This window comes from Streptomyces sp. NPDC006296 (genome assembly GCF_040613235.1).
In the GTDB taxonomy this organism is placed as follows: domain Bacteria; phylum Actinomycetota; class Actinomycetes; order Streptomycetales; family Streptomycetaceae; genus Streptomyces.
This window is the reverse complement of record NZ_JBEXRT010000050.1, coordinates 1-22373: the sequence shown is the minus strand read 5'-3', so window position 1 is coordinate 22373 and position 22373 is coordinate 1. Positions and strand designations below refer to the sequence as shown.

The window sequence follows — 22373 nt, the reverse complement described above, 5'->3', positions numbered from 1 at the left end:
CCCTTTGAACGTGCATGACGCTACTTCAAAAAGTACCGGTGAACCGGTATCCTATCAGCGCCGTAACAACCATTTTGCGCCATGTCCGGGGAGGGTCGTGCCCGACATATCCTCCGTTCCGCGCCCACCGCTCACGGCGGCCGGGGAGCGGAACGGTATCCACAAGGAGTACGTCCACCTGGGACGATCCGACATGGTGCTCCTCACCTCCTGGCAGCGTGACGAAGATGGCGAGTTCTCGCTCTCCGGGAGGTGGCCGGCCCCGGCTTCCGGCCTCCCTTACGACCAGCGGATGCTCACACAGACCGTCCGGCAGAGCGGTCTGACCATCGCGCACGCAGCCTACGGCGCACCGCTCTCCGATCACACCGTGCTGAACTACTTCGACTTCACCGTCGCCCCGGGGTTCCGGCTGCCCGCCGGCGAGCCCAGCGACATCATGGTCGAGGTCACGGTGAAGAACGCCAAGGAGCGCGGCCGGAAGGTCAGTTCGCTCGACATGGAATTCCGCATCCACCAGGGCGGACGCCTGGTGGCCCGCGCGGACTCCGAGTTCGGCTGGCTCTCCACACGCGTCTACCGCCGGCTCCGCGGCGAGCACTTCACCGTCGACTGGAACGCGTGGCCGCTGCCCGCGCCGGTCGACCCGCGCACCGTCGGCCGGACCGCCCCCGTCGACGTGGTCCTGTCCGCCGGTGACGGCCCGCACCACTGGCGGTTGCGCAACGACGTGGACGACACCGTGCTGTACGACCACCCGGTCGACCACGTCCCGGGGCTGGCGCTCATGGAGGCGGCCCACCAGGCCGCGACCGCCGCCGTGCACCCGGCGCCCTTCGAGGCGACCACCGTCACCAGCGCCTTCGAGCGCTACGCCGAGTTCGACCGCCCCTGCTGGATCGAGGCGGAGGTCCTGCCCGCCGCCCCCGGAGAGACCTCGGTCCTCGTCACGGCGGTCCAGGACGGGGAGACGGTCTTCCGGAGCCGGCTGAGCGGACCCCGCGGCTGACGACGGGCGGGGCGCCCTACTGGTTGACGAACCCGCCGTCCACCGGCAGGACGGTGCCCGTGAGGAAGGGGCAGCGGTCGCTGAGCAGCCAGGCGGCCGCCTGGGCGATCTCCTCGGGTGCCGCCGTACGCCCCTGCGGCGTCATGCCGTTGACCATCTCCTCCAGGCCCGGGTTGCGCCCGAACCAGTCCGCCGTGATCTCGCTGCGGGTGGTGCCGGGGGCGACGGCGTTGACCCTGATGCCCTGCTGGGCGTACTCGTCCGCGGCGGCCCGGGTGAGGCCGACGACGGCGTGCTTGGCGGCTATGTAGGCCGAGGCCGCCGGTATGGCCACCAGTCCGCCCACGCTGCTGTTGTTCACGATGGAGCCGCCACCGGGGTTCGTCAGCATGGCCGCTATCTCGGGCCGGAGGCAGTTCCAGGTGCCGCGCACATTGGTGTCCATGACCGCGTCGTAGACCTCGTCGCCCATGAGGTGGAGGGGGGTGCGGTCGCCTCCCAGCCCGGCGTTGTTGAAGGCGGAGTCCAGCCGTCCGTGGGTGTCGACCGCGAAGGCGACGGCCCGCGCGGCGTCCTGCGGGACCGTGACGTCGCAGACGACGTAGGAGGCCTCGGCGCCCTTGTCCTTCAGCTCCGCCACCAGCGAGGCCAGCCGGTCCTCCCGGCGCGCGGCCAGGACGACCGTCGCGCCCTCCTCGGAGAACACCCGTGCCGCCGCCGCACCGATACCGCTGCTCGCCCCGGTGATCAGGACGACTCTGTCGTGGAGAAGATCGCTCATGGCCGCAGTGTGGCAGCACGTTCCGGCCACGGCCACGGCCGATTCGTACCGTGCGGTCCTGCCCGGATCCGCCCCGGCTGCGGTGTGTGCACGAGCGTGCACACCTGCGCGGCATATGCCCCGCTCCGCACCCGCCGGGCGCGGCCCGGAGTGACGAGAAAAACATACCGTTTGTGCTGTTTTTGCGCTTTTTTCTCTCCTCTTCCTGAGAAAAAACAGACGGGGACCACCGGATCCCCGGACCCCTGCACGCCCCGCGGTACCGTGCGACATGCTCGCTATCCAGTTCGACCACTTCGGTGGTCCCGACGTACTCCGCCCCGTGGAACTGGCCTCCCCGGTGCCCGGCCCCGGGGAGCTGCTGCTCACCGTCGAGGCCGCCGGGGTGAACTTCGCCGACACCCACCAGACGGACGGCTCCTACCTCGGCGCCGACGCCCTGCCGCACGTGCCCGGCAGCGAGGTCGTGGGCCGCACCCCGGACGGCAGGCGGGTGCTGGCCCGGGTCTCGCACGGGTACGCGGAGCAGGTGACCGCCAAGGAGTCCGCCGTCCTGGACATCCCCGAGGACCTGGAAGCGGCTCAGGCCCTCGCCCTCATGGTCCAGGGGCTGACCGCCTGGCACCTGCTGCGGTCCGCGGCGCGGCTGCGCCGGGGCGAGAGCGTCGTGGTGCACTCTGCGGCGGGCGGCGTCGGCAGCCTCGCCGTGCAGCTGGCCCGGGAGTTCGGGGCGGGCCGGGTGCTCGCGCAGGCCTCCACCCCGGCCAAGGAGCGGCTCGCCCTGGACCTCGGCGCGGACGGGGTGGTCGCCTATCCCCTCGCGGAGAAGGCGGACGTCGTCCTGGACGCCGTCGGCGGGGAACTCTTCGACCTGGCCCTGGACTCCCTGGCGTCCTTCGGCCGGCTGGTGACGTACGGGAACGCCGCGCGCACCGGCTTCACCCCGGTGGACCCGGCCCGGCTCGGACGCCTCAACGCCTCCGTGACCGGGTTCTGGCTGCGCCCCGCCCTCGCCGCCCCCGACGCGGTCGGCGGACCCCTCGCGGAGCTCTTCGCGCTGACCGCGGCGGGCCGCCTGAAGCCCGTCACCGGCGGCAGCTACCCGCTCGCCGAAGCCGGGCGCGCCCATGCGGACCTGCTGGCGCGCCGGACCACCGGGAAGCTGGTCCTCACCCCCTGAGCCCGAGGGGGGACGCACCGCACCCCCGGACCGGGAGGTCTCGGGGGTGCGGTGACGGCCGGGCGTGCGGCCCGACGGGTTACGCGGCCTTGTTCGTCCGGCGCTGGGCCGCGGCGGCCCGCGCCTCCGGCGTCGGCGTACCGGCGTTGGAGCGGCGCCCCTGGCCCGGACGCGCACCGCGCCGGCCGCGGGGGCGGGAGCCGTTGCCGCCCCCCTTGCCGCGCTCGGTCACCGGCGAGCTGATCACCACGGGCACCCCGGACGGCGCCTGGGCCCCCGTGATGCGGCTCAGCTCGGCCTCGCCGGAGCGGACCTGGGCGACCTGCGGCGTGATCCCGGCGTCGGCCATCAGCCGGGTCATGTCGCGGCGCTGGTTGGGCAGCACCAGCGTGACGACGCTGCCGGACTCCCCCGCGCGCGCCGTACGACCGCCGCGGTGCAGGTAGTCCTTGTGGTCGCTCGGCGGGTCGACGTTGACGACCAGGTCGAGGTTGTCGACGTGGATGCCGCGGGCCGCGACGTTGGTGGCGACCAGCACCGTGACGTGACCGGTCTTGAACCGGTCCAGGGTGCGGGTGCGCTGCGGCTGCGACTTCCCGCCGTGCAGCGCGGCCGCCCGCACACCGCTGTTCAGCAGGTGGTCGGTGAGCTTGTCCACGGCGTGCTTGGTGTCCAGGAACATGATCACCCGGCCCTCCCGGGCGGCGATCTCGGTGGTGGTCGCGTACTTGTCGGCCCCCTGGACGTAGAGCACGTGGTGCTCCATCGTCGTCACCGCGCCGGCGGCGGGGTCCACCGAGTGGACGACCGGGTCGTGCAGGTACCTGCGGACCAGCAGGTCGACGTTGCGGTCCAGGGTGGCCGAGAACAGCATCCGCTGCCCCTCGGGGCCGACCTGGTCCAGCAGCTCGGTGACCTGCGGCATGAAGCCCATGTCGGCCATCTGGTCGGCCTCGTCGAGCACCGTGACGGAGACCCGGTCGAGCGTGCAGTCGCCCCGCTCGATCAGGTCCTTGAGCCGGCCCGGGGTGGCCACCACGACTTCGGCGCCCCCGCGCAGCGCGCTGGCCTGGCGGCCGATCGACATACCGCCGACGACCGTGGCGAGCCGGAGCCGGAGCGAGCGGGCGTACGGGGTGAGTGCGTCGGTGACCTGCTGGGCCAGCTCCCGGGTGGGCACCAGGACCAGGGCCAGCGGACGGCGTGCGTCGGCGCGCCTGCCCGCGGTCCGGGCGAGCAGGGCCAGCCCGAAGGCGAGCGTCTTGCCCGAACCGGTGCGGCCCCGGCCCAGGACGTCCCGTCCGGCGAGCGAGTTCGGCAGCGTCGCCGCCTGGATGGGGAACGGCACCGACACACCCTGCGAGGCCAGCGCCGCCAGCAGGGGCTCCGGCATGTCCAGGTCCGCGAAGGACTCGGCGGCGGGGAGAGCGGGGGTGATGGTCACGGGCAGCGCGAACTCCCCCGTGACGGCGGAGGGACGGCGGCCGTGGCCGCCGGAGCGCCGCGGTCCGCCGGAGCGGCCCTGCGCCCCGGGGGCGCCCGGCCGACCCGACCCCGCCGAGCGGAACCCGTTGGCGGTGCGGCTGCCGGCGGACCCGCCGGAGCGGGTCCGAGAAAATCGGTCATTCGTGCGAGCGGTGCGATCGCGGTTCATCCGGAGAACCCTTCCCTCGAATGGCACGTGTCGAGGGATTCTTTCCGGGCGGCTGCAGCCAGGTACGGCGCCAAGAATCGCAAGAACGAGCCGATGAAATAAAGAAGAACAATGCCCGACCATCGGAATAACGATCCGAATTCGGCACTTCATCATGACTGCATACGACCGCCGCGCCACGAACCGCGCGCACCGGGAATCGTCCCGATCGGTGCGGCGGCCCCGGCGCGGCCGGGGAAAAACACAACGAGCCGGGGCCCGCACCCCAAGGTGCGGGCCCCGGCTTCGCCGTACGTCCTGAGGATCAGGCGGGGGTGATGTTCTCGGCCTGCGGGCCCTTCTGGCCCTGCGTGACGTCGAAGTTCACCTTCTGGCCTTCCTGCAGCTCGCGGAAGCCCTGGGCGGCGATGTTCGAGTAGTGGGCGAACACGTCAGCGCCGCCGCCGTCCTGCTCGATGAAGCCGAAGCCCTTTTCCGAGTTGAACCACTTCACGGTACCGGTAGCCATGTCATATCTCCTTCGGGGCGTTGCCCGTGGGCCCACACCGTGCGGGCCCTACGTCGCCGCAAATGATTGCCCCGTCCGGAAAAGACCGGAAATACAGAAGTGCCCCCACCGAAACGATGACGGTGAGCGCACTCGAAGTTTTGGGAACCACAACTGCAACTGGATCAACCGTAGCACGATTCGGCCACAAGCGCGGCGCAGGGCATATCACCGCGCCACCACTCAGCCGCGAACGGCATAAACTCTCACCGCTCATTACGCGTATTTCTGTGCCGGCCGAAACAGATATGCCGCCGTACGCCGCTCAGGAACCGGCGCCGCCGTCGCCGTCCGCCGGCCGCCGCAGCTCCTCGTTGAGGCGCAGCGCCTCCTCCAGCTGGTCCTCCAGGATCACGATGCGGCAGGCCGCCTCGATCGGGGTCCCGGCGTCGACCAGCTCGCGCGCCCGCGCCGCGACGCGCAACTGGTAGCGGGAGTAGCGGCGGTGACCGCCCTCCGAGCGCAACGGCGTGATCAGACGGGCCTCGCCGATGGCCCTGAGGAAGCCTGGCGTCGCACCGATCATCTCGGCGGCCCGCCCCATGGTGTACGCGGGGTAGTCGTCGTCGTCGAGACGGTCGCCGGCACGCGACGGGGATTCCGGGGGCATCTGCACCTCTTCTGCTGCGCACCGGGCCACTGATATGACCTGGCTGCACCAGAAACCCTAGGCGTAGGGGTAGGTCATGTCTATTGCCACCGGACCAGGTTTCCGCGGTCCGGTGGGCTCCGGCGCCCCGGCGGGTGCGGCGGGACGGCCGGCGCGAGGTCTCCGCGGACCCCTCTGACGCCCCAACAGGGCTGACCGATCGGTCAGTTGTCGGGCGACCTGCGACCGGTCATACTGCACGGGTAGCCCTTCACGCATCCCCCGTCGTGAAGGGCTACGTCGACGCCCGGCCGGGTCGTCGCGCGGGACTGGAGCACACACGGCATGAGCGGCACGCGCACCACCGCGGTGGCCCGCACCGTCACGGACGTCCTGCAGCCCCGCAACGTCCTGCTCGTCGGCATGCTCGTCCTCGGTGCGGTCGCGGCCGGTGACTGGACCGGCCTCCCGTGGGGCCTGCTCGGCGCCGTCTGCGCCGGCCTCGTCCCGGCCGGCTACATCGAGTGGGAACGTGCGCGCGGCACCTGGGGCGACCGGCACGTCGTGGACCGGACCCAGCGGGCCCCGATCTTCCTGGTGATCCTGGGCTCGCTCGGCACCGGCGTCGTGATCATGGTGCTGGGCGGTGCGCCCCGCGCCGTCCTGCTCGCGATGATCTCCCTCTGGGTCATGACGACCGTGCTGCTGGCGGTCAACGCGTTCTGGAAGATCTCGGTCGACTCGGCGGTCGCCTCGGCCGTGGTCGCGCTCCTCTGTGCCGCGCACTCCCCGTGGTGGCTGTGCGCGGGCGCGGCGGCGCTCGCGGTGTGCTGGTCCCGGGTGGCGCTGGGCTACCACTCGGTGGCCCAGACGGTCGCGGGAGCGGCCGCGGGGGCCGCGACGGCCGCCGGCTTCCTCTTCGCCTGACCCGCGGGACCGGACCACCGCGCGGTGCCCGCCGCCCCGGCGGCCTCGGGCACCGCGGCGCGGCCGGCCGGGCCGGACGGCTCCGGCCGCCCGGATTGCGGACCCGTCCGGGAGCCGGTTACGTGGACCGGGGGACCGCGCAGCGATGCAACCGGAGGCACCCGGATGCCCAGGAAACCCGCGAACTCCACGGCCGGCCTGCTCCTGAGTCTGGGCGGCAGCGCGGCCGCCGTGGTCCGTACCGCCCGGCAGCTGCGCAGGACCCGGGGGACCCGGGACAGGCTGACCACCGCGAACACCGTGGCGGGGCTGCTGCCCCTGGTCACGTCCGCCCTGCTCGTGCTGCGCCGGCTGCGCGGGCGCTCCCGGCGGTCCGCCGGCTGACCGGCGGGAGCACCCTCCCGCCGGCTCGCTCAGACCGCCTCCGCCCGGGGGCGGTTGCGCAGTGTCTCCAGCACCCGGGCCCGCAGCAGCTCGTACTCCTCGCGGAGCCGCACGATCTCCGCCGGCCGCTCGACGGGGACACCGCCGGTCACGCTCTCGCGCGGGGCGAACTGCTCGCGGGTCAGGTCGATCTCCAGGCCCGCGTCGAGGCGGTTCCACCAGTGGTGGTCGACGCGCTCGCCGTCGACCCGCACCTCTCCGCGCAGCAGCTCGCCGCCCAGCAGGTCGTGGATCACCAGGGCGGTGACGCCGCACTGGTCGCGGGCCGGATTCCCCGGATCCCAGTGCGGCCGGTGCACGGGGGTGGTCGTGTCCGCGCCCCAGCTGCGGCGGACGGCGTCTTCGATGTCGGTGAGGAGCAGAGGTTCCATGCCGGGCATCGTCGCACCGGCCACCGACAACGCCCCGGGGAAGGCCCCGCCCCCCGGTCCCGTGCGAACGCCGCCGCGGGCACCGGGCGTTCAGCAGCCCCGGCTCCGCGAGACGAGCACCGCGATGTCGTCCTCGGCCGTGTCCGCGTACCGGTCCACGACCTCGTCCAGCAGGTCCTCCAGCCGTCCGCTCGCCGGCAGGGTGAGCCGGGTGAGCCGCTCGAGCGAGACGTCGATGTCCTCGTCCCGCCGCTCCACCAGCCCGTCGGTGTACATGAACAGCACGGTCCCGGGGCCGCAGGGGACCACCGTCGTCCGGTACCCGCCGAAGCCCGTCCCCAGCGGGGGCCCCACCTCCAGTGGCGGCATCCGTGCCGCGGGCGCCCCGGGGTCGATGAACACCGGCGGCGGATGCCCCGCACTGGCCACCTCGCAGACCCCCTCGCGCCGGTCGACGACCGCGACCAGACAGGTCGCCGCCCGGTCCAGGCCGGAGTCCTCCACCGCCTTGTCGAGGCGTTCGAGAATGCGGTGCGGCGGCTGGTCCTCCTCGGCCATGATGCGCAGCATCGAGCGGTAGTTGCTCATGGCGACCGCGGCGTCGACCCCGTGGCCCATCACGTCGCCCATCACCTTCAGATGGCGTCCCCCCGTCAGCGGGATCGCGTCGAACCAGTCACCGCCCACCAGCGCGCCGTCGCCCGCGGGCAGGTAGAGCGACGCGATCTCGATGCCCGGGTTCGGGCTCCGGGGCTCGGAGAGCAGGGACCGCTGGAGCTCCCCGGCGATGCGGTGCTCGTGGGTGTAGCGCAGGGCGTGGTCCAGGTCGACCGCGGCGCGGCCCGCGAGCGTCCGGGCGACGACGACGTCCAGCCCCTCGGTGAACGGCGGCGAGGACCCGGCCCGCAGCAGACTGAGCGTCCCCAGCGGGTGTCCCCGCGCGGTGAGCGGGACGACGACCGCCGAGTGCAGACCGATCGCGCGGTAGGCGGCGGCCCGCTCGGGAGCGGGTGCGGAGCCGCCGGTCCGTTCGTCCCCGCTCAGGTTCACGAGCACCGGTGCGTCGGCGGCCAGGCAGCGGGGCACGGGTTCGTCCTCCTGGTGGTCGACGTCCGTCCCGGCCTCACCGAACCGGGCCGTCCCGCCGGTGAGCGCGGGGACGGCGGCGACTCCGGTCCGCCGCAGCCGGAGCACTCCGGGCGGTGGTTCACGCCGGGTGCGCCCGTCGGCCACGGGGATCATCTCCACGACGGCGACGTCGGCCATCACGGGCACCACGAACTCCGCGAGCTCCTGGCAGGTGGTCGGCACGTCGAGTGTCGTACCGATGCTGACGGCGGCGTTGTCCAGGAGCGTCAGGTAGCTCCTGGCCCGCAGCAGCTCCTCCCGCTCGATCCGGGTGGCGGTGATCTCCTGGACGATCACGACCACTCCCCGGACCCGGCCGTCCTCCTGGAGGCGGTGGCAGGTGCCGCGCCAGTAGCGCCGCTTCACGGCGGACTCCACCCGGGTCTGGCCGCTGGTGGTGATCTCGCGGGGCCGCCCGTCGGCCAGCACCCGGTGCAGGTCCTCCAGCCGGATGTCGATGTCCGGCAGCACCTCCCCGATGGTCCGGCCCAGGTGCGCGGCTGCGGGCACGCCGTCGAGCCGTTCGAGGGCCGGGTTCACGTAGACGTAGCGCAGCTCCTCGTCGAACACCGCCACCCCGGCCGGGCTCCCGCCGAGCAGCGCGTCCAGCGCCGGCACGTCGACGGGGGACGGGTCGGCGTGCTCGTCGGCCGGCACAGGAGCCTCCAGAGGGATGCGTACCCCGGCGGGTGCGGGACGGCCGGCCCGGCGGACCGGCGTCCGGACCCTCATCCTCTGCCGGAGCGCACCGCCCCGCATCCCGGCGGGTGCGGCGCCCCGGTGTCGAGGCCGTCCACGGACAGGGTGCCCTCGGAGGCCGTGGCGTCCGGCGGCAGGGCGAACGCCGCCCCGACCGGGCCGGGCAGCGGGGCCGTCCCCAGCAGCCCGGTGACCAGCAGCCCCGACAGCCGGTGCCAGACCGGGGCCCGGCGGATCATCGCGTGGTCGCTGTCCGGGATCGTCACCAGGCAGGTACGGGCGCCGGCACGGCGTGCCCGGGCGGTGAGCGACTGGGACGCCAGGGGGCTGGTGATCCGGTCCCGGGTGCTGTGCAGCAGGACCACGTCGCGGCCCGCGAGCTGCGTCACCGGGTCGCCGGGCGGGCACCACGGGGCGAGCCCGACGACCGCGCGGACCAGCGGATGGCCCGCGGCGTGGAGGGCGGCCCGGGCGCCCATCGAGTGGCCGAGCAGCACCACCGGGACGTCGCCCGCCTCGGCCCGCAGGGCGTCGAGCTCCCGCAGGACGTCGTGCAGCGGGTCCGCGCGGGAGCCGTTCCAGCCGCGGTGGGTGTAGCGGACCCGCCGCACGTGCACGCCGCCGTCCGCGCGCACCGCGCGGGACACGGCGCGCGCGACCGGCAGCATGCGCAGGCCGGGCAGGTTCAGGACTCCGGGCGGCGGCGCCTCCAGGCCCGTCTCGTAGCCACCGTGCAGGATGAGCACCGCTGCCGAGGGCGGTCGTCCGGACAACACGTACCTCCAGATCGTGGCGCGGGCTCCGGCGCCCTCGCCCTGCCCGGTATTCGGTGCCGGAGGGCGCGGGGATGGGTCGCACGCGCCGACGGCGGGAGAGCGGCTCCGCCGGAGGGGCGGCCGGGCCCTCCCGCACCGCGCGGCCGGCCCGCGGTCCCGGGCCGCGCGGCACCGAGGACGGTCCACAGGGTGTGGACAGCTGCCGCCCCTTCCCCCGGTGCCGCGTTCCGCCCTCCCGACGCCTCTCCGCGCGGCCTTCCGGCATCAGGACGCCGCGAAGACTGCCGGACTCCGGCAGTACCACCGGAGAGCGCCGTATGGGACCATTCAGCCAGTTCGACGGAAACATTTCGGGGGATTTCCGAACACCGGGGGAGTGATCACGTGACGGTATTCCTGGGTCTCGGCATTGCGGGAATCGTTCTTCTGGTCCTCTCCCTGATCTTCGACGGAATCCTCGAAGGTCTCCTCGGTGACGCGCTGGGCGGGCTGCTGAACGGCCTCTTCGACGGCCTGCTGTCCCTGCCGGTCATCGCCGGCTTCCTCTCGATGCTCGGCTTCGGCGGCGCGATCGTCCTCGGCACCACGGACGTCGGCACCCCGGTGGCCGTCGCGGCCGGTGCCGTGGCGGGCGTCGTCGCCGGCTGGCTGACCTGGAGGCTGAGCGCGGCCCTGATGAGGGACCAGACCACGGCCACCCCGCGCGGCGAGGACCTCGTCGGCACCTCGGGATCGGTCGTCACGCCGATCCCGGCCGACGGCTACGGCGAGGTCCTGCTGCGACTCGCGGGCCAGACCGTGAAGTTCGCCGCGAAGAGCGCCGTCCCGGTCGAGCGCGGGGCCGAGATCTGGGTGGAGGCCACCCTCTCGACCACCTCGGTCACCGTCCGTCCCGTCGAACGCTGATCACCACCGAGCCATCCGTCTGTCCGAGAGTCGTACAGCCGCACACACCGCCGTCCCGTCGGGAGGGCAAGGGGGACACCACTCATGAGTCCAGTCATGATCGCCGTCGTCGGAGTCGTCGTACTCGTCGCACTCCTGGCGCTCGCCGTGATCACGCGCTACAAGGTCGCCGGGCCCAGCCAGGCCTTCATCATCACGGGCCGCCGCGGCAAGAAGTCCACCGACCCGGTGACCGGGCGCACCAGCATCGACAACAGCGGTCAGAAGGTCGTCGTCGGGGGCGGCGTCTTCGTCGTGCCGTTCGTCCAGCAGAAGTTCACCCTGGACCTCTCCAGCCGGCACATCCCGGTCGCCGTGCGCGGCGCCGTCACCCTGCGCGGCGTGAAGTCCCACCTCGAAGGCGTCGCGATCGTCAAGGTCGGCGGCAGCGAGGACGCGATCCGGGCCGCGGCCCAGCGCTTCCTCCAGCAGCAGAACGGCATCGTCGGCTTCACCCAGGAAGTGCTGTCCGGGGCCCTCCGCGCCATCGTCGGCCGCATGTCCGTCGAGGACATCATCCGCGACCGCGCCGCGTTCGCCGGGCAGGTCGCCGAGGAGGCCGAGGCCAGCCTCTCCGGCCAGGGCCTCATCCTGGACGCCTTCCAGATCCAGGACATCACCACCGAGGGCTCCTACCTGGAGGACCTCGGCCGTCCCGAGGCTGCCCGCGCCAAGCAGGAGGCCGACATCGCCGAGGCCATCGCCCGCCGTGCCTCCGAGCAGGCCCGGCTGAAGGCGGCCGAGGAGATCGCCGTCGCCGAGCGGACCTTCTACCTCAAGCAGGCCGAGATCAAGGCCGAGACCGAAGCCGCCGCCGCCAAGGCCAACGCGGCCGGCCCCCTCGCCGAGGCGGCCCGCCAGCAGGAGGTCCTCAGCGAGCAGGAGAAGGTGGCCGAGCGCCAGGCCGCGCTGACCGACCGCGAGCTCGACACCAAGGTCCGCAAGCCCGCGGACGCCGCCCGCTACCAGGCCGAGCAGGAGGCGGAGGCCCGCCGGATCGCCCAGGTCAAGGAGGCGGAGGCGGACGCGGAGCGCTCCCGCCTCACCGGCCAGGGCGAGAAGCTGCACCGCTCGGCCCTCGCCGACGCCGTACGCATCGAGGGCGAGTCCGAGGCCGCCGCCATCGCCGCGAAGGGGGCCGCGGAGGCCGAGGCCATGCAGAAGAAGGCCGACGCGTTCAAGCAGTACGGCGACGCGGCCGTCCTGCAGATGCTGGTCGAGGTGCTCCCGCAGGTCGTCGCCAAGGCGTCCGAGCCGCTGAGCGCCATCGACAAGATGACGGTCATCTCCACCGACGGCGCCGGCCAGCTGTCCCGCACGGTGGCCGACAACGTGACCCAGGGGCTGGAGCTCCTCAACTCCACCACGGGCGTGGACCTGGCCGCGCTGCTGAGGAACCTGCAGGGCAAGGCGGGCGCCACCGCGCCGGCGGTCCCCGCACCGGCCCCCGCGGCCGACGGCGAGAAGATCGAGATCAAGGACTGACCCCGCCCGACCGTGTGCCCGGCCGGAGACCACCACCGGCCGGGCACCTCCGTGTCCGCCGCCGGTCCTCCGGAACGCACGAGGGGCCTCGGTGCCGAGCGGCACCGAGGCCCCGAAGGAAACTGCTACACCATCCGCCGGCGCCGGTACCGCGCCGGCCTGCCGTGTCCGCACGTCCGCCCGTCTCCGGGGCGGGGGTGCGGGGATCGCGTCTGCGTGACCCGAGACCACCTGCCTCTCGATGCCTGCCGTACCCGGGCACCGACCGCTCCGCCCGGGAGATCCCGATGGTGTCGGACTCCTCCGTTCTCCCTCAGGAGCGCTCACCGGAGCGCCCGCTCTCCGTGCACCTGCGGTGACGGCCCCTCGTCGTGCGGCCGTCCGGTCCGGTCGTCAGTCCCGTCGCCGTCCTGCGAACACCGTGGCTCCGCAACTCCACCACCGCACCGTCCTGCGTGTGGCACGAGCCGGCTCCCGGCTCTCCGCCGGGCCTTGCCGATCTCCTGCGACGAGGTCGACGTTATGCCGGGGGACGGCGGATGTCTACAGTCGCCACGACAGATTTTCTGCGGGCCTCGACGGCGCACTTCTGCCGTCAGCACGACGCGATCCACCACTCGTCCGTGGACCGGAGTAGTAGAAACCGCCCGAGCGGGCAGGAGATGCGTCCAGGCACGAGTGGAGAACCGATCCAAGCGAGGTGGACGCGCATGACTCACACGACGATCCCCGACACCTCGGCGTCGGCAGCGCGGTCCGTGGTCCGGGGCGACAGCACGGAGAGCGTCCACTGGGCCCGCAAGGCGGCCCGCACGTTCACCGACCGCCTCTCCCCCGCGCCCGATCCGGACCTGGCGGACACCCTCGTGCTGGTCGTCTCCGAACTGGTCACGAACGCGCTGCGGCACGGCGGCGGCCGGTTCACCCTGCGCCTCTCCGCCGGCCCCGGCACGGTGACCGCCGCGGTCAGCGACCCCAGCCCGGTCCGCCCGCACGGACGGACCCCGGACCTGGACGGCGCGACCGGGGGCTTCGGCTGGCACATGGTCCGCCGCCTCAGCCAGGCCCTGACCGTCACGCCCGGCCCGGGAGCGGGCAAGACCGTCCGCGCCCGGTTCGCGCGCTAGCACCGCAACCGGCCGCGCGCCCGCGCACGGGCGCACCCTCCTCCGCCGTCCCCGCACACCACCCCGCACCGGGCCGTGTGCGGGGACGGCCGCGTCCGGTGCCGGTCCGCGCCCCGCGGCGTCCCTTTCCGGCCTGCCCCGGCCTGCGCCCATCCGGGTGGTTTGCTCGGCCGGATAAGGTAATGGGCGACTAAAGAGATGATCAAAAGCGTCGCCCCGCCGCCGCACACCTCGGGAGGAAGCCATGGGAACGCACCGCACGTCGCTGCCAGGAGTCGGCGTCCAGTACGACTACACCACCGAGTCGGGCCAGCACATCTCCGTGGTGGTGCACCACGACGGGCGCCGCTTCCTGGGGTTCTACGAGAAGGACGACCCAGATTCGTGCCTGCTCTCGGTACCCCTGACGACCACCGAGGCCACCGGGCTCGCGCACCTCATCGACGCGGCGCCCATCGACGCGGTGCGGACCGAGGGGATCGACCTGGTCACCGAGCACATCCCGCTCGGCACCCGCTCCCCGTACGGCGGCCGGCTGCTCGGGGACACCCGGGCGCGGACGCGGACCGGTGCCTCGATCGTGGCGGTCCTGCGCACGCACAGCGCGCACCCGTCGCCCGGTCCGGACTTCCGGCTGGCCATCGGCGACACGCTCGTAGTTGTAGGAACGCGTGAGGGCGTCGACACGCTCTCCGAGATCATTGCGGAGGGCTGACCGTGCACGACACGACTGCACTGCTGGTGGAGCTGGGCTCCGTCATCCTGGGGCTCGGCATCATCGGCAGATTCGCCGGGCGGATAGGCCTCTCACCGATCCCCCTCTACCTGCTGGCCGGTCTCGCGTTCGGGGAGGGCGGTCTGCTGCCGCTCGGCGCCAGCGAGGAGTTCACCGCCATCGGGGCGGAGATCGGCGTCATCCTGCTGCTCCTCCTGCTCGGCCTGGAGTACAGCGCCTCCGAGCTCGTCACCAGTCTCAAGACGCAGTACCCGTCCGGGGCCGTCGACTTCGTCCTCAACGCGACCCCCGGGGCGGCCGCCGGTCTGATGCTCGGGTGGGGACCGGTGGGGGCCGTCGCCCTCGCCGGGGTCACCTGGATCTCGTCCTCGGGCGTGATCGCCAAGGTGATGACGGACATGGGCCGGCTCGGCAACCGCGAGACGCCCGTCATCCTCGGTGTCCTCGTCATCGAGGACCTGGCCATGGCCGTCTACCTGCCGCTGCTCACGGCGATGCTGGCCGGCGTCGGCCTGGCCGGCGGGAGCATCGCGCTGCTGATCGCGCTCGGCACCGTCGGTTTCGTGCTGTACCTGGCGCTGCGTCACGGCCGTCTCATCAGCCGCGCGGTGTCCTCGGACAACCCGGAGATGCTGCTGCTGGTCGTCCTCGGACTCACCGTCCTGGTCGCCGGGGTGGCCCAGCAGCTCCAGGTGTCCGCGGCCGTCGGGGCGTTCCTCGTGGGCATCGCCCTCTCCGGTGAGGTCGCGGAGGGCGCGCGCAAGCTGCTGACGCCGCTGCGGGACCTGTTCGCCGCGGTGTTCTTCGTGTTCTTCGGACTGTCCACCGACCCCGCCGAGATCCCGCCGGTGCTGCTTCCGGCGGCGCTGCTGGCGCTCGTCACGGTCTTCACGAAGATCGGCACCGGCTGGTACGCGTCCCGGCGGGCCGGGATCGGGCCGCGGGGCCGCTGGCGCGCCGGCGGCACCCTCGTCGCGCGCGGGGAGTTCTCGATCGTCATCGCCGGTCTGGCGGTGGCGACGGAACCGCGGATCGGGCCCATCGCGACCGCGTACGTGCTGATCCTGGTGATCGTCGGACCGCTCACCGCGCGGTGGACGGAGCCGGTCGCCTCGAAGCTCCAGGGGGTGCTGGCCGGCAAGCGCAAGAAGCCGGCCGTCGTGGACGAGGGCCCGATGCCGTCGCACGACGACCTCACGCCGGAGCACGCCGGGCGCGACTCCGACTGATCCGCCGAGGGGTCGCGGCCGAAGGCCCCGGGGGTCAGAGCGGGGTGGCCGCGTGGAGGATGCCGACGAGCGTCACCGTCGCGTTGAGCGACGACAGCGCCGAGGCGGCCGTCCCCGCCGTCGCGGTCACCGCCGCCACGGCCAGGTGCGCCGAGGCCGGGGGCCAGAGCCCGGCCGAGGGCTCGGGGTCGAGCAGGGCGGCGACCCGGCGCGGCACCGGGCCCGCCGCCTCCGCGAAGCCGGGGAGGACGGCGGGCCCCGGCTCGCGGTGGGAGAACAGGGCCGCCTTGCCGACGGCGGTGGCGACGTCCCGGCGGCTGCCGACCGCGTACGCCGCCTCCTCGTCCGCCCAGCGTTCGGTGCTGTACGCCACCGAGGTGCGCAGCGGCACGAGGAACGGGTTGGCCCGCGCCGCCAGTTGGGTCGCCAGCAGATAGCGGTGGTGACGTCCGGTCAGATGGGCGCGTTCGTGGGCGACGAGCGCCCGTCGTTCCCGGGCGTCCAGGCACTCCATCATCGCGGTGGAGACGACCACCCGCCCGGAGTGCCGGCGCCCGCCCGGTAAGGCGTACGCGAACGGATCGGGTGACGGGACGACCGCGAGGTCGCCCCCGGTCTCCCGGTCCGCCGCGGGCCGCAGCGCGTGGGCGGCGCGGATCCGGGCCCTGCGGTGCCGCAGCAGGGTGCTGCCGCAGGCCGTCAGCACCGCTCCGAGGACGCCGATCGCGATCAGCCCGGCCTTCTCCTCGAACGGCACCGCGGCGCGCACCTCCGGGTCCGACCAGCCGTCGGGCAGCGGGTTGCCGGGGAGCTGGGCCGTGCCGACCACCATGAGCAGGGCCAGGCACAGGGTGCTGCACAGCGCCAGCGTCGAGCCGGTGACGGCGAGCAGGCGGGTTGCGCTCCTGGGGTGCAGGTGCTGTTCGGCGAGGCGCGCCATGGGCAGCGCGGTGAGCGGCAGGACGAGTGGCAGGTAGACGAAGACGCCCATCGTGGTGGCTCTCAGCCTTCCGCAGCCGTGGAGTCGCCCCCGCCGGGGTCGTCGGGGCCGTCCGGGCGGGGCGGACCCCCGTCGGGGTGGTCGGCCGCACGGGAGAGCAGGGCGCGCAGCCTGGCCTCGTCGCCGGGGGACAGCGCGGAGACGAACCGGGCCAGGACGGCCTCCCTGTCCCGTTCGCCGTCCAGGACGCGGCGCATGCGCAGGGCCGCCAGGCCGGCCTCGTCGGAGGCCGGGGTCCAGACGTAGGAACGGCCCTGCCGGGTGCGGGTCACGGCCTTCTTCGCGTAGAGCCGGGAGAGGATCGTGATGACCGTGGTGTAGGCGAGGCCGCCGTCGAGGTGCTCCTGCACCCAGCCGGCCGTGGCCGGACCGCCCGCCGAGCGCAGCACGGTCAGGACCTGGGACTCCAGCTGTCCCTGGGCGCGCCGGGGCAGGCGTGGTCCCTCCCGGGTGCCGCCGTCGTCCGTACCTGTGGGCCTGTTCATCCGCCGCATCCTACTGAGTGGCCGATTACCGACCCGTCGCACGCCGTGCGGCCGGTGTCCGCCCCGGGTTCTTCTACACATCTGTAGAGTTCGACCGGTCACCGCAGCACAGGCAACACACCACAGGGAGACGGCATGGCGCTTTGGGATCGGATCAAGGAATCCGCGTCGACGATGCAGACGCAGCTGGAGGCGAAGAAGAACGACCTGAAGAGCGGGGCGTTCCGGGACGCGAGCATGGCCATGTGCGCCCTGGTCTCCGCCGCCGACGGTTCCATCGACCCGTCCGAGCGGCAGCGTGTCGCCACCCTGATCGCCACGAACGACGTGCTGCAGAACTTCCCCGCGGACGACCTCCAGCGGCGGTTCAACGACTACGTGAACAAGCTGACGGCCGACTTCGCCTTCGGCAAGGTCAGCGTGCTCCAGGAGATCGCCAAGGCCAAGAAGAAGCCGGCCGAGGCGCGTGCCGTCATCCAGATCGGCATCGTGATCGGCGGCGCCGACGGGGACTTCGACGCGTCCGAGCAGGCCGTGGTGCGCGAGGCGTGCTTCGCGCTGGACCTGCCGCCGCACGAGTTCGACCTGTAGGGCACGACCCGCGGGTGTGCGGCCCGGCCGGCCGCACACCCGCGGAGCGCGGCGTCCGCCGAGGCGCGGTGTCCGCCGGGGCGCGGTGTCCGCCTCGGCCGCCCGGGGCGTCAGACCACCGCGGCCACCCGGGCCGGTCTCGCCCCGGGGTGTCAGGCCACCCGCGCCATCGCGGCCTCCGGGCCCGCCTCGCCCGCCGGGGCGTCAGGCCGTCGCGGCGGGCGCCCCGGGCCGCGGTCACAGCTCCTTCGCCGGCCAGTCCAGCAGCCGGGCGCCGATCACCGCGGTCTGCAGGGTGTAGCGGTGCATCGGGTCGGACGGATCGGATCCGGTCAGCTGGTGTATCCGCTCCAGCCGGTACGTCAGCGCGCGCACGCTGAGCGACAGCCGGCGGGCCGTCTCGGCGGCGACGCAGCCCGCGTCGAAGTACACCGACAGCGTCCGCAGCAGCGGTTCCGCCCCGCCCCGCGCCTCCCTGAGCGGGCCGAGCTCGCTGCGCACCAGATCGGCCATCGCCTGCCGGTCCCTGGTCAGCACCGGATAGACCAGCAGGTCGGCCGCGTACAGGACGGGCTCGTCCAGGCTCATCCGCTGGGCCAGGTCGAGGGCGTCCAGCGCCTCGTCGTAGGAGTGGACCACCCCTCCGGGGCCGCGGTGCGGGCGGCCCACCGCCACCTGGTGGCCGTCCGTCGCGGCGTGGGCCTGCTTGGCGAAGTACCGCAGGACGTCCGGCTGACTGCCGGGGGCTATGCAGACGAGCCGTCCGTCCTTGGTGGTGAGCAGGATCTTCCGCCCGCTGAACCGCGCGAGCATGGCCGCCTCCACGCTCCGGGGCACCGCGTCGGACTCGGTGTACGCCTCGGGGCCCGCCGCCACGGCGACGGCGTGCGCCCGCGAGAGCCGCAGCCCGAACCGGGTGGCGCGCTCCGCGAGCCGGCCCAGGTCGCTGCGGCCGTAGAGCAGGTCGTCGATGAACTCCCGCCGCGCCGCCTCCTCCCGCCGCACGGTGAGGCGCTGCGCCCGCTCGAAGCCCTCCGCGAAGGCGTCGACCACCTGTTCCACGGCGCGCAGCACGGCATCGGTGGACGAGGAGCGGGCCGCGCCCTCCGGCCAGGCGGCGCGGGCCTCCGCGAGATGGCGCCGCACCAGCGCGCGCAGCTGGTGTCCCGCCTCGGCGGCCTCGCGTCCGAGCGTGCGCCGCACCTCCAGCTCGTCCCGGGTGAGCCGGCGGCCGGTCTGCGCGACCTCGGAAAGGACGCGGGCGTAGCCCTCCAGGAATCGCTCGGGAATCTCGGGCTCCGCCACGCCTGCTCCTCCATACACGATCGGCACTGTCTCCCGGTCAACGCGCGAGGACGGATGCCGGTGCCCGGCAGACGCGAACGGTGAACCCTGCCGGATCCCGGCAATGCGCCGGGACGGGCCCGGCTGGCACGATCGGTCCAGCAACACACGGGGGAAGCACGGGGGATCACGGGGGATCACGGGGGAAGAAACCGGTTGCTGCGGGGCCGTTCGCGGTGCCGCGGCGCCGGCACCTCCGGCCGCCCGGTCTCCCGGTCGCACGACGAGGGGGACGGGGGGGCAGGGCCGATGAACGAGTTCCTTTCCGCAGCCACCACCTTCCCGGCCGTCGTGTTCGGCGCCGCCCTGGTGGTCGTCGTCTGCTTCTGGCTGCTGGTGCTGGCCGGAGCGGCCGGAACCGACGCCTTCGACACCGACCTCGACACCGGAGCGGTCGGCTTCGGCGGGGTGCCGGTCTCCGTGTCGGTGTCGCTCTTCGTCGTCCTCTCCTGGTTCACCTGCCTGACCGGCTCCGTCCTGGTGCTCCGCGGCGGAGCCACCGGCACGCCGCGGGCCCTGCTCCACCTCGCCGTCCTGGCGGGGGCACTTCTGATCGCCTGGGGGGTGGTCCGCATGCTGGTACACCGTTTCCGCAGGTTCTTCCCCGCGGAACCTCCACCGTCCCGGCAGGACTTCGTGGGTCAGGTCTGCACGATCCGCACGGGATCCGTCAGCGCCGACTTCGGCCAGGCCGAGGTGGCGGCAGCCGACGGGTCGACCGCGATCGTGCAGGTGCGGCGCCCGACGGCGCCGTCCGCGCCGGGTGAGGTGTTCACCTCCGGCAGCACGGGGCTCCTCTACGCCTACGACGCCGACGGCGAGTTCTTCTGGGTCTCGCCCTACGATCCGGCGCTCGCCCCGCGCCCCGTGCCGCGCAAGGCCGTCTGACCCCCTTTTCCGCTCTCCGGGCCCCGGCCCGCGGTTCCGCGTGCCGTCGCACGGCCGCGCCCCCGTCTTCGTACGTCCCACCAGCCGCCAAGGACTGTCATGGATGCCATCTCCTGGAGCATCGGCGTGCTCGTCGCCGTCGTCCTGCTCATCACCATCGCCCTGGTCTTCGTCATCACCCGGCTCTTCCGCAAGGTCGAGCAGGGCAAGGCGCTGATCATCTCCAAGACCAAGAAGGTCGACGTCACCTTCACCGGTGCGGTCGTCCTGCCGGTGCTGCACAAGGCCGAGACCATGGACATCTCGGTGAAGACCATCGAGATCCGCCGGACCGGGCGCGAGGGCCTGATCTGCCAGGACAACATCCGCGCGGACATCCACATCACCTTCTTCGTCCGCGTCAACAAGACCGTCGAGGACGTCATCAAGGTCGCGCAGGCCATCGGCACCGAGCGGGCGAGCGACAAGGCCGCCATCCAGGAGTTCTTCGCCGCGAAGTTCTCCGAGGCCCTGAAGACCGTCGGCAAGCAGCTCGACTTCGTCGACCTCTACACCAAGCGCGAGGAGTTCCGGGACCGGATCATCCGGGTCATCGGGACCGACCTGAACGGCTACCACCTGGACGACGCCGCGATCGACTTTCTGGAGCAGACGCCGATGGCGCAGCTCGACGGCGCCAACATCCTGGACGCGCAGGGCATCCGGAAGATCACCGAGCTGACGTCGATCGAGCACGTGCGGACCAACGAGTTCCAGCGCACCGAGCAGAAGGAGATCACCCGGCAGGACGTCGACGCCCGGGAGACCATCCTGGAGCTGGAGCGCCGGCAGGCCGAGGCCGAGATCAAGCAGCGCCGCGAGGTCGAGACGCTGCGGGCCCGCGAGGAGTCGGCGACCGCCCGGGTGCAGGAGGAGGAGCGGCTGGGCTCGCAGAGCGCGTTCATCCGCACCGAGGAGCAGCTCGGCATCCAGCGGGAGAACCAGGCCCGCGAGGTCGCCGTCGCGCAGAAGAACCGCGAGCGGGTCATCGCGGTGGAGAACGAGCGCATCGAGAAGGACCGGGTGCTGGAGGTCATCGGGCGGGAGCGCGAGACCGAGCTGAACCGGATCGCCGCGACGAAGGAGGTCGAGGCGGAGCGCCGCGAGGTCGCGGACGTGATCCGGGAGCGGATCGCGGTGGACCGCACGGTCGCCGAGCAGGAGGAGTCGATCCTGACGCTGCGGTCCGTCGAGGAGTCGGAGCGCACCCGCAGGTCCGTGATCATCGCGGCCGAGGCGGAGGCCCAGGAGAAGCTGGTCAAGGACATCAAGGCGGCGGAGGCCGCCGAGGCCGCGGCGGTCCACCTCGCGGCCGAGCAGCTGACGCTCGCGGACGCCCGCCTGAAGGCGGCGGACCTCGACGCGCGGGCGAAGCTGCGGCTGGCGGAGGGCGTCCAGGCCGAGAGCGCGGCGGCCGGGCTCGCCGAGGTCCAGGTGCGGGAGGCGGAGGCCGAGGTCACCGAGAAGGCCGGGCGCGCGGAGGCGCAGGCGACGGAGGCCCGGCTCAGGGCCGAGGCGGAGGGGGCGCGGCTGAGGGCCCTGGCGGTCGCGGAGGGCACGCAGGCCCAGGCGTCCGCGGACGCGGCCGTGATCGGCGAGAGGCTGAAGGCCGAGGCCGAGGGGCTCACCGAGAAGGCCGCGGCGATGGCGGCGCTCGACGAGGCGTCGCGGGGGCACGAGGAGTACCGGCTGCGGCTGGACGCCGAGAAGGAGATCCGGCTCGCCGAGTTCGACGTCCGGCGCCAGGTCGCGGAGGCCCAGGCGACCGTGCTGGCGACGGGGCTGGAGAACGCGGACATCGACATCGTCGGGGGCGACTCCGTCTTCTTCGACCGGCTGGTGTCCTCGGTCTCGCTGGGCCGGAGCGTGGACGGCTTCGTGGAGAACTCGCAGACCGTGCAGGCGCTGGCCGGGCCGTGGCTCGACGGCCGGGGGTCGTTCACGGACGACCTGACCCGGGTCCTGGGGTCGCTCTCCACCTCGGACGTGCAGAACCTCACGGTGTCGGCCCTGCTGACGCGGCTGATGGGGGCGCCGGGAGCGGCCTCGGGCCAGGTGAAGCAGCTGCTCGCCGCCGCGGAGGAGCTGGGGCTCGCGGGCATGACGGTGTCGTCGCTGGCGGGCACGCCCCCGGTGAACGGGACGGCCCCCGCGCCGCCCGCCCGGAACGGCGCCGCCGCCGTGTAGCGCGGCCCGTCCGGCCGCCGGGATCCCCGGCGGCCGGACGGAACCGGGGGCCCGCCGGGGGGCCCGGGGGGGCCCCGCGGGGGGGGGCGGGGCGCCGCCCCGCCCCCCCGCGCCGCCGCCGGCGCACAGAGAGACAAGCCACACCCAACGACCACACACCCCACCCCCCCCCCCGCCCCCCCCCCCCCCCCCCCCCCCCCCACCACCCCCGG

General features: G+C 73.3%; 22 protein-coding genes. 12 read left to right on the top strand and 10 right to left on the bottom strand.

The window, feature by feature from the left end:
* Nucleotides 1-97: 97 nt before the first annotated feature.
* Nucleotides 98-1009: a ScbA/BarX family gamma-butyrolactone biosynthesis protein gene (locus ABZ172_RS26620; RefSeq protein ID WP_356887261.1), complete on the top strand. Its 912-nt coding sequence runs from the start codon at nucleotides 98-100 to the stop codon at nucleotides 1007-1009.
* A gap of 16 nt (nucleotides 1010-1025) precedes the next feature.
* On the opposite strand, the gene ABZ172_RS26615 is transcribed toward ABZ172_RS26620, so the two are convergent.
* Nucleotides 1026-1790 carry an SDR family oxidoreductase gene (locus tag ABZ172_RS26615; RefSeq protein ID WP_356887259.1) on the bottom strand — a complete coding sequence of 255 codons (765 nt, stop codon included), beginning with the start codon at nucleotides 1788-1790 and terminating at the stop codon, nucleotides 1026-1028.
* A gap of 271 nt (nucleotides 1791-2061) precedes the next feature.
* Between ABZ172_RS26615 and ABZ172_RS26610 the strand changes: the two genes are divergently transcribed.
* Nucleotides 2062-2970 carry a zinc-binding dehydrogenase gene (locus ABZ172_RS26610; protein WP_356887257.1) on the top strand — a complete coding sequence of 303 codons (909 nt, stop codon included), beginning with the start codon at nucleotides 2062-2064 and terminating at the stop codon, nucleotides 2968-2970.
* Between the two features lie 79 nt (nucleotides 2971-3049).
* On the opposite strand, the gene ABZ172_RS26605 is transcribed toward ABZ172_RS26610, so the two are convergent.
* From ABZ172_RS26605 to ABZ172_RS26595, 3 genes are all read right to left on the bottom strand, one after another.
* Nucleotides 3050-4624: a DEAD/DEAH box helicase gene (locus ABZ172_RS26605; protein ID WP_356887255.1), complete on the bottom strand. Its 1575-nt coding sequence runs from the start codon at nucleotides 4622-4624 to the stop codon at nucleotides 3050-3052.
* Nucleotides 4625-4928: 304 nt separating this feature from the next.
* Complete coding sequence (locus tag ABZ172_RS26600) at nucleotides 4929-5132, bottom strand: cold-shock protein (RefSeq protein WP_033269772.1); 204 nt, start codon at nucleotides 5130-5132, stop codon at nucleotides 4929-4931.
* A gap of 304 nt (nucleotides 5133-5436) precedes the next feature.
* Nucleotides 5437-5781 carry a MerR family transcriptional regulator gene (locus tag ABZ172_RS26595; protein WP_356887252.1) on the bottom strand — a complete coding sequence of 115 codons (345 nt, stop codon included), beginning with the start codon at nucleotides 5779-5781 and terminating at the stop codon, nucleotides 5437-5439.
* 324 nt (nucleotides 5782-6105) lie between these two features.
* On the opposite strand from ABZ172_RS26595, the gene ABZ172_RS26590 reads away from it, so the two are divergent.
* Nucleotides 6106-6687 (top strand): hypothetical protein, encoded by a 582-nt coding sequence (locus ABZ172_RS26590; protein ID WP_356887250.1) that lies wholly within the window; start codon nucleotides 6106-6108, stop codon nucleotides 6685-6687.
* A gap of 165 nt (nucleotides 6688-6852) precedes the next feature.
* Nucleotides 6853-7071 (top strand): hypothetical protein, encoded by a 219-nt coding sequence (locus tag ABZ172_RS26585; RefSeq protein WP_356887248.1) that lies wholly within the window; start codon nucleotides 6853-6855, stop codon nucleotides 7069-7071.
* 29 nt (nucleotides 7072-7100) lie between these two features.
* Here ABZ172_RS26585 and ABZ172_RS26580 read toward each other — a convergent pair whose 3' ends face one another.
* The 3 genes from ABZ172_RS26580 to ABZ172_RS26570 form a co-directional block, all read right to left on the bottom strand.
* The gene (locus tag ABZ172_RS26580; protein ID WP_356887246.1) at nucleotides 7101-7502 is read right to left on the bottom strand and encodes a hypothetical protein; all 402 of its coding nucleotides are present in this window, start codon (nucleotides 7500-7502) and stop codon (nucleotides 7101-7103) included.
* Nucleotides 7503-7592: 90 nt separating this feature from the next.
* Nucleotides 7593-9287 carry a SpoIIE family protein phosphatase gene (locus ABZ172_RS26575; protein WP_356887244.1) on the bottom strand — a complete coding sequence of 565 codons (1695 nt, stop codon included), beginning with the start codon at nucleotides 9285-9287 and terminating at the stop codon, nucleotides 7593-7595.
* Nucleotides 9288-9358: 71 nt separating this feature from the next.
* Nucleotides 9359-10102, bottom strand: coding sequence for an alpha/beta fold hydrolase (locus tag ABZ172_RS26570; protein WP_356887242.1), 744 nt, complete (start codon nucleotides 10100-10102; stop codon nucleotides 9359-9361).
* 387 nt (nucleotides 10103-10489) lie between these two features.
* Here ABZ172_RS26570 and ABZ172_RS26565 point away from each other — a divergent pair, with 387 nt between their 5' ends.
* From ABZ172_RS26565 to ABZ172_RS26545, 5 genes are all read left to right on the top strand, one after another.
* Nucleotides 10490-11011, top strand: a complete 522-nt coding sequence (locus ABZ172_RS26565) for a hypothetical protein (RefSeq protein ID WP_356887240.1) — start codon at nucleotides 10490-10492, stop codon at nucleotides 11009-11011.
* Between the two features lie 84 nt (nucleotides 11012-11095).
* The gene (locus ABZ172_RS26560) at nucleotides 11096-12535 is read left to right on the top strand and encodes an SPFH domain-containing protein (protein WP_356887238.1); all 1440 of its coding nucleotides are present in this window, start codon (nucleotides 11096-11098) and stop codon (nucleotides 12533-12535) included.
* A gap of 710 nt (nucleotides 12536-13245) precedes the next feature.
* Entirely contained in the window at nucleotides 13246-13662 is a 417-nt protein-coding gene (locus ABZ172_RS26555) for an ATP-binding protein (protein ID WP_356887236.1), read from the top strand.
* A 244-nt stretch (nucleotides 13663-13906) separates the two neighbouring features.
* The gene (locus tag ABZ172_RS26550) at nucleotides 13907-14377 is read left to right on the top strand and encodes a TrkA C-terminal domain-containing protein (RefSeq protein ID WP_277333057.1); all 471 of its coding nucleotides are present in this window, start codon (nucleotides 13907-13909) and stop codon (nucleotides 14375-14377) included.
* A 2-nt stretch (nucleotides 14378-14379) separates the two neighbouring features.
* Nucleotides 14380-15627, top strand: a complete 1248-nt coding sequence (locus tag ABZ172_RS26545) for a cation:proton antiporter (protein WP_356887234.1) — start codon at nucleotides 14380-14382, stop codon at nucleotides 15625-15627.
* A gap of 34 nt (nucleotides 15628-15661) precedes the next feature.
* Here the strand turns inward: ABZ172_RS26545 and ABZ172_RS26540 are convergent, their stop codons facing one another.
* Nucleotides 15662-16618, bottom strand: a complete 957-nt coding sequence (locus ABZ172_RS26540) for a M56 family metallopeptidase (RefSeq protein WP_356887232.1) — start codon at nucleotides 16616-16618, stop codon at nucleotides 15662-15664.
* 11 nt (nucleotides 16619-16629) lie between these two features.
* On the bottom strand, nucleotides 16630-17112 hold the full coding sequence (locus tag ABZ172_RS26535; RefSeq protein ID WP_356887230.1) for a BlaI/MecI/CopY family transcriptional regulator: 483 nt from the start codon (nucleotides 17110-17112) through the stop codon (nucleotides 16630-16632).
* A gap of 135 nt (nucleotides 17113-17247) precedes the next feature.
* Between ABZ172_RS26535 and ABZ172_RS26530 the strand changes: the two genes are divergently transcribed.
* Nucleotides 17248-17703, top strand: coding sequence for a TerB family tellurite resistance protein (locus ABZ172_RS26530; protein ID WP_356887228.1), 456 nt, complete (start codon nucleotides 17248-17250; stop codon nucleotides 17701-17703).
* Nucleotides 17704-17940: 237 nt separating this feature from the next.
* Here the strand turns inward: ABZ172_RS26530 and ABZ172_RS26525 are convergent, their stop codons facing one another.
* The gene (locus ABZ172_RS26525) at nucleotides 17941-19008 is read right to left on the bottom strand and encodes a helix-turn-helix domain-containing protein (RefSeq protein ID WP_356887226.1); all 1068 of its coding nucleotides are present in this window, start codon (nucleotides 19006-19008) and stop codon (nucleotides 17941-17943) included.
* A gap of 288 nt (nucleotides 19009-19296) precedes the next feature.
* Between ABZ172_RS26525 and ABZ172_RS26520 the strand changes: the two genes are divergently transcribed.
* Together ABZ172_RS26520 and ABZ172_RS26515 are read left to right on the top strand one after the other, a co-directional pair.
* Entirely contained in the window at nucleotides 19297-19935 is a 639-nt protein-coding gene (locus ABZ172_RS26520) for a hypothetical protein (protein WP_356887224.1), read from the top strand.
* A gap of 99 nt (nucleotides 19936-20034) precedes the next feature.
* On the top strand, nucleotides 20035-22161 hold the full coding sequence (locus tag ABZ172_RS26515) for a flotillin family protein (protein ID WP_356887222.1): 2127 nt from the start codon (nucleotides 20035-20037) through the stop codon (nucleotides 22159-22161).
* The last annotated feature ends 212 nt before the right edge of the window (nucleotides 22162-22373 follow it).